4 protein-coding genes are annotated in these 3,918 nt (G+C 66.8%); 2 read left to right on the top strand and 2 right to left on the bottom strand.

The features are described 5' to 3' along the window. Positions 1-86 precede the first annotated feature (86 nt). Positions 87-1,073, top strand: coding sequence for a LysR family transcriptional regulator (locus D7W79_RS39755; RefSeq protein ID WP_120530420.1), 987 nt, complete (start codon positions 87-89; stop codon positions 1,071-1,073). Positions 1,074-1,077: 4 nt separating this feature from the next. On the opposite strand, the gene D7W79_RS39750 is transcribed toward D7W79_RS39755, so the two are convergent. Next, positions 1,078-1,839, bottom strand: a complete 762-nt coding sequence (locus tag D7W79_RS39750; protein ID WP_167497795.1) for a DUF72 domain-containing protein — start codon at positions 1,837-1,839, stop codon at positions 1,078-1,080. A 682-nt stretch (positions 1,840-2,521) separates the two neighbouring features. On the opposite strand from D7W79_RS39750, the gene D7W79_RS39740 reads away from it, so the two are divergent. Then, entirely contained in the window at positions 2,522-3,316 is a 795-nt protein-coding gene (locus D7W79_RS39740; RefSeq protein WP_147442297.1) for a hypothetical protein, read from the top strand. 303 nt (positions 3,317-3,619) lie between these two features. Here the strand turns inward: D7W79_RS39740 and D7W79_RS45970 are convergent, their stop codons facing one another. After that, positions 3,620-3,814: a transposase gene (locus tag D7W79_RS45970; RefSeq protein ID WP_120530416.1), complete on the bottom strand. Its 195-nt coding sequence runs from the start codon at positions 3,812-3,814 to the stop codon at positions 3,620-3,622. Between the last annotated feature and the right edge of the window lie 104 nt (positions 3,815-3,918).

Below are 3,918 nucleotides of genomic sequence, written 5' to 3'. Positions count from 1 at the left end.
CTCCTGGAGGGGCGGGCGGGGAAGACCGCCCGGTGTGGAGCCATGGATAGGGCCTCGCGGGGCCATTCCGGAACTAGAGTCGGGGCATGCCCGGTATAACGAATGGCTATGGCTCGCTCGCGGGCATGGACCTCAATGCGCTGCACTACTTCCGCGCCATCGCGTCCACCGGCAGCCTCACCGCCGCCGCGCGGTTGCTGCGGGTCAGCCAGCCCGCCTTGAGCGTGGCGGTGCGCAAGCTGGAGCAGCGCTTCGGGACGTCGCTGCTGCAGCGTGGTCCCCGGGGCGTGCTCCTCACCCGCACGGGCGAGGAGCTGGCGCGGCACGCGGATGAGATGCTGCTGCTCGCGCAGCGCACGGCGGAGACCATCCAGGGGCTGGAGTCCGGCGACGCTGGCCGCTTCGTGGTCGGCTGCTATCACTCCTTCGGCGCGTTCTTCCTTCCGGGGTTCATCCGGAAACTGCACGCCGACACGCCGGGCATCGACGTGTCGCTCTGGGAGGGAACGGCGGACGAGGTGCGCAACGCCGTGGTCGACCGCAAGGTGCACTTCGGCGTCGCGGTGTCGCCCCGTCCGCATCCGGACCTGGTGCTGGTGAAGCTGTTCCGGGACGTGATGGGCGTGTTCGCGTCCCGCGAGCTGCTCCGCGCGCACCGGGGCGGTCCCCGCGCGCTCGTGAAGAAGGGGCCGCTGCTCAGCGTGGAGCGCATCTTCCTCAGCCGCAAGGTGGTGGAGGCGCTGGGGACCGGAGGGATGCTGCCGGAGCGATTGATGTCCTGTGGGGACCTGGAGCTCGTGAAGAGCCTGGCGCTGAACGGCGTGGGGCCCGCCATCCTCCCGGCGCGCGTCGCCGCCTACAACCTGCCCAAGGGAGCGCTGCGGCTCGTCTCTCCCACGCTGCCCCATGAGCTGGACGAGGCATACCTCTTCTACCGCGTGGACCTGCACCGCACGCGCGCCGCCCTGCGCGTGAAGGACGCGCTCGTGGCGCGCGGCCGGGAGCTGGACGGGGCGCTCAAGCTGCCCAACGGCGTGCCCTCCGTCGCGGCACAGCCGGGGAACCTGCGCTGAGGTCTCAGCGGGTCGCTTGCTGCCCGTCGAGGTGCATCAATGACAGCGCATTCGGGAGGGCCGCGCCCTCCGCCGTGTTGTCGAAGATGCACCACACGCGCCGGCCAGCCTGCTCGTGGCCGGAGATCTCCCTGGCCAGCGCCTCCAGGAACGCTTGCGAGTAGGCGGAGTAGTACATCTTCGGCGAGCCGTGCAGCCGGTAGTAGACGACCTCCGCGTCGGGTGGCTCGGGCGCGTCCACCGCGATCGGATCCGCTTTCACGTAGCGGATCCGCGCGTCGTCCAGCACGCGCCGGGCCTCGTCCGTGAACCAGGTCCGGTGTCGGGGCTCGCACACGACGTCGACCACGGTCCGCTCCCGCAGGGCCTGGAAGAAGGCGTGCGCCGTCCCGGGCTCGTGCTGGAGGCTGGGAGGCAGCTGCACCAGCAGGCAGCCCAGCTTCGCCTCCAGGTGGCCCGCCTCGCCCAGGAAGCGATCGAGCGGCTCGTGCACGTCGCGCAGGCGCAGTTCGTGGGTGATGGCCTTGGGGACCTTCACCGCGAAGCGGAACGTCTCCGGGACGCTGTCCCGCCAGCGCGCATACGTGGCGGGCCGGTGCGGCCGGTAGAAGGAGGAGTTGATCTCCACCGCGGGCAGGACGCGCGCATAGCGCTCCAGGTGGGTGCCCGTGGTGGGGAAGTGTTCACCCACCGCACTCGACAGGCTCCAGCCGGCGCAGCCGACCCGGCAGTGTTCATGAGCAGGAATGGATGGTCCCTGACGCACTCCAGGAACCTAGGCATGGGCCGGCGCGGCGTCACGGTGGTCCCAGCCCGGTCCCCCATTTGTTCGCACCGGCTGACGTCCTTCGGCGCCTGCGAAACAGGAAGGAGGCTCCGGGAAGCACGCAGGGGCGGCCCGTGTCCTTCCACTGCTGTTCGGCGAGGAGCCCCAGGTTCAGGGACCCGTGCCGTCCCATGAGCCGCGCCCCTGCCATCGCGAGGCCGAACGCGCCGCCGATGCCATCGACCGGTGAGCGCGCGACCTCTCCAGCAAGGCCCCGTGCTCCCCCAGCCGGACGAAGCCTCCCCTCATGGGCAGCACCATCACGCTGCCGGGCGGAAGGGCCTGGGGGCTGTCCCTGACTAACGCAGCCAGACCCACGATGAAAAATTGGGCTCCGAGCCGCCGGCATGCCGCCGACATGCCGCTGTCCCGCTGGGGCTCCATGGAAACCAGGAACTGAGGACGTTGCCCACGGCTTTCTCCCCCACGCAAAGGCGAGGTGGGGCGAATGCTGAAGGGAGTGCGCCAAGAGTGCTGCTCCTGCTGGAATTGAGGCTCGGCCGCAGGTTGGTGCCGTCGGGTTTTCCGGACAACTCCGTGCCGTCGGTAGCATCCCTTCGAGGAGCGCTGGACGGGCCATGTGGGGTGGGAGAGCGGCTGGCACGAGGGATGCTTTGAAGAGATGCAAGCCAACATCCTGTTGGCTTGTTCTCAAGGATTCCCATACATGCCGGCTCAGGTGTTCACGTCGTCCAATCCCCCTCCTAAATCGCTCAAGCTCCCCGTGCCCAAGCCTGCGGCCGCGGATGAAGCCCTGCCTGCGGTCTCGAAGGAGAGCGATAAGATTACCGCTGATGTGCCGCTGTACTTCAAGACCGATGACAACTCCCACCGCTTCTCCGAGAAGTTGGAGACGGACCCCACCTGGATCTCTATCAAGGACCCGTTGTTCCAGGCGGGTAATGACGCCGCACACTACGCCCGCTTCATTCCGGAGCTGCCCCAGGGAATCAAGCTGGCCTACACGGCGCGCTGGCATCTGTTGCACAGCATCACGGTCAAGGGCGAGACGGAGTACACGTACGAACTCAGTTTGACCGAGGGCACGGAAAAGACGACCGCGGAGAGCTTCAGCGCTCAGCTGGGTGCCAGCTACGAAGGACTGTCCGCCACGCTCAGCCACACCCTCAGCACGAGCGTGACCGTCGCTACGTCCATGACGACGAAGCAGACGCTGGTGTTCAAGGTGCCTGAGGGTAAGGAGACCGTAATCGCCGTGTGGCAGCTCGTTCAGACGTTCCTGCTCGTGGACAAGGATGACAAGCCGTTCAAGTACCTGGGCGGGCTCTGGCGCATCACCGACAATGATGGGGACGGCAACCAGGCCAGGGTGTCCTTCCCGCTCAATCAGGGAGTCAACATCAACACGATGACGCTCCGCACCCCCACGCTCTACCTGGACCAAAATACCTTCTAAACGACGGAGCGCGGTTCTCGCTCGGCCTGGAGAGCAGGCAGGCTCCAGCGGAGCGGGGAAGGGGCAGGGACTCGCTCCGTTCGGCCTTGTATGCGCAAGAACCGGATAGAAGCGAGCCCTGCCTCAGGAGGGCAACAGCTCCGCCTGTGCAGCCGTGACCGCAGGCGCCTTGGGCCTGCTCCGGTTTTGTGTGGCGCGTAGGCTCAGACGGCGAGCAACACGTGATGGCGCAGCAGGTCGAAACTGCGGAACCTGTCAACGTGAACGAGACAGTGAAACTGAGAGGTTGGGGGCTGTCCCTGATTAACGCAGCCAGAGAAGCAGGGATGCGACGTGCAGGACGGCGATGTAGCAGGTCGCCGTCTTGTCGTAACGGGTGGCGGCGGCGCGAAAGCGCTTGAGGTCGTGGAAGAAGCACTCCACCCGGTAGCGAAGCCGGTAGAGGGTTTGGTCCAGAGGTGGCGACTGCTTGCGGCTAGGGGCTGTCCCTGATCTCAGGCCGGAAAATCAACCTGGTGGATCAAACACCGGCATTGGACCCGGCTTCGGAAGGCATCAGGAGGTTGCCAGCCAGCGTCAGGCATGATCAACGCTGGCTGTGC

The sequence above is a fragment of the Corallococcus exercitus genome, assembly GCF_003611585.1.
Classification (GTDB): domain Bacteria; phylum Myxococcota; class Myxococcia; order Myxococcales; family Myxococcaceae; genus Corallococcus; species Corallococcus exercitus.
This window is presented reverse-complemented; position numbering and strand designations above follow the sequence as displayed.